2 protein-coding genes are annotated in these 2,074 nt (G+C 64.7%); one reads left to right on the top strand and one right to left on the bottom strand.

Translation table 11 applies throughout. From position 1 onward, the window contains the following. The coding region (locus tag EN969_RS28320) for an SDR family NAD(P)-dependent oxidoreductase (protein ID WP_127419591.1) at positions 1-506 on the bottom strand (506 nt) is incomplete at its 3' end. A gap of 113 nt (positions 507-619) precedes the next feature. On the opposite strand from EN969_RS28320, the gene EN969_RS28315 reads away from it, so the two are divergent. After that, entirely contained in the window at positions 620-1,861 is a 1,242-nt protein-coding gene (locus EN969_RS28315) for an acyl-CoA dehydrogenase family protein (RefSeq protein ID WP_063168968.1), read from the top strand. Positions 1,862-2,074 lie beyond the last annotated feature (213 nt).

The following is a 2,074-nucleotide window of genomic DNA, read 5'->3' as shown; positions in this document are numbered from 1 at the left end:
GTGTAGGAATAGGCGTCGTCGGCCAGCGGCTGCGTGCCCATTACCGAACCGAGGTTGATCACCCTGGCCGGATCGGCGTCGCTGGCGGCGGCATCGAGCAGCCGCAGCAATTCGCGCGTCAGATGGAAGACCGCGGTGACGTTGACGCCAAACACCTTGGCCCATGCCGAATAGGGGAAGCTTTCCAGCGGCGCGCCCCAGGAGACGCCGGCGTTGTTGACCAGAATGTTCAGCCGTTCGGTGCGCGATTTGACCTCGGCGACGAGTGCGGCGATGCCGGCTTCGCTGGAAACGTCGCCGACGAAGCCGTCGGCCCGGCCCGGTGCACCAAGCTGGTTCAACTCTTCGGCGACCTTGATACAATCCTCGCCCTTGCGCGACGCGATCATCACGCTGGCGCCGGCCCTGACCAGCGCGGTCGCCGCCATGCGGCCGATGCCGGTCGCCGCACCCGTCACCAGCGCGGTCTTGCCGGCCACCGAAAACAGTTCGTCCAGATAGCTCATCACAATTCTCCGCGCTCGGCATGCGGGCAAACAGTTCGTTGACAAGGCTATCCGAAGTACGGTCATCCTTGCCACTGACAAAATGCCTGGCGTGTATGAAGGGTTAGCGACCGATGACGGAGATGAATCTCGGCATGACCGAGCGGCTGAAGCCAATCCACGCGCGCGTCGCGGCCATGGTGCGCGACGAGATCATGCCGCTCGACCATGAATTCCTCAGCGAAGTGGGCAAGGCAGGCAGCCGCTGGGTCTACAGTGCGCGTCAGAGCGAGATCCTCGAAGGGCTGAAGAAGACCGCAAGAGAGCGCGGCCTGTGGAATTTCTGGCTGACCGGCTCGGAACGCGGCTATGGCCTTTCCACTGTCGAATACGCCTATCTGGCCGAAGAGATGGGCAAGGCGCATCTCGGCGCCGAGACCTTCAACTGCTCGGCGCCCGACACCGGCAACATGGAGGTGCTGGAGCGATACGGCTCGGCCGACCACAAGAAAGCATGGCTGGAACCGCTGCTCGACGGCAATATCCGCTCGGCCTATCTGATGACCGAGCCGGATGTCGCTTCATCCGATGCCACCAACATTGCCATGCGTTGTGAACGCCACGGCGGCGACTATGTGCTCAATGGCGAGAAATGGTGGGCTTCGGGCGCCGGCGATCCGCGCTGCGCCATCTACATCGTCATGGTCAGGACCGGGGGCGATGACGAGCCGCAGCACCGCCGCCATTCGATGATCCTGGTGCCATCAGACACCAAAGGCGTGACCAAGGTGCGGGCCATGCAGGTCTATGGCGATGACGACGCGCCGCATGGCCACATGCATCTTCGCTTCGACAATGTGCGCGTACCGGCGTCGAACCTGATCCTCGGCGAGGGCAGGGGGTTCGAGATCGCGCAAGGGCGGCTCGGTCCCGGCCGCATCCACCACTGCATGCGCGCCATCGGACAGGCCGAGATGGCGCTCGAGATGCTGTGCCAGCGTTCCGTGCGCCGCGAGGCCTTCGGCCAGAAGCTGGCAAAGCTCGGCGCCAATTTCGACATCATCGCCGAATGCCGCATGGAGATCGAGATGGCGCGGCTGCTCTGCCTCAAGGCGGCGTGGATGATCGACCAGGGCGATGCGCGGGCCGCTGCTCCCTGGATCAGCCAGATCAAGGTGGTCGCACCGCGCGTCGCGCTCAAGGTCACCGACGAGGCGGTGCAGATGTTCGGCGCGCAAGGCATCAGCCAGGACACACCGCTGGCGCGGTCGTGGACGCATCTGCGGACCTTGCGCCTTGCCGACGGGCCGGACGCCGTGCATCGCCGTCAGGTGGCGCGGACGGAGTTGAGGAAATACACGCAGGAGAAGGTTTGAGCGCCGGCATCGTCATGCGGGCGCGACTCGAGGCTCGAGCGAGGAGTGTTCCGATGACCGTCCCATCCGAAATGAAGGCGCTGCTGCTTGTCGGCGATGGCTACACCAGGACGCGGAGCGGCAGTGTGCTGGAGGCGATGGAGCCCTATCTCGAGCCGGGCAGCATCGCGGTGCCGACACCGGGCCCCAGCCAGGTGCTGATCAAGGTCAGCC

This window comes from Mesorhizobium sp. M7A.F.Ca.CA.003.01.2.1, from assembly GCF_003998945.1.
GTDB classification, from domain to species: Bacteria; Pseudomonadota; Alphaproteobacteria; order Rhizobiales; family Rhizobiaceae; genus Mesorhizobium; species Mesorhizobium ciceri.
The sequence above is the reverse complement of the archived record's forward strand: the minus strand, read 5'-3'. Positions and strand labels throughout refer to the sequence as shown.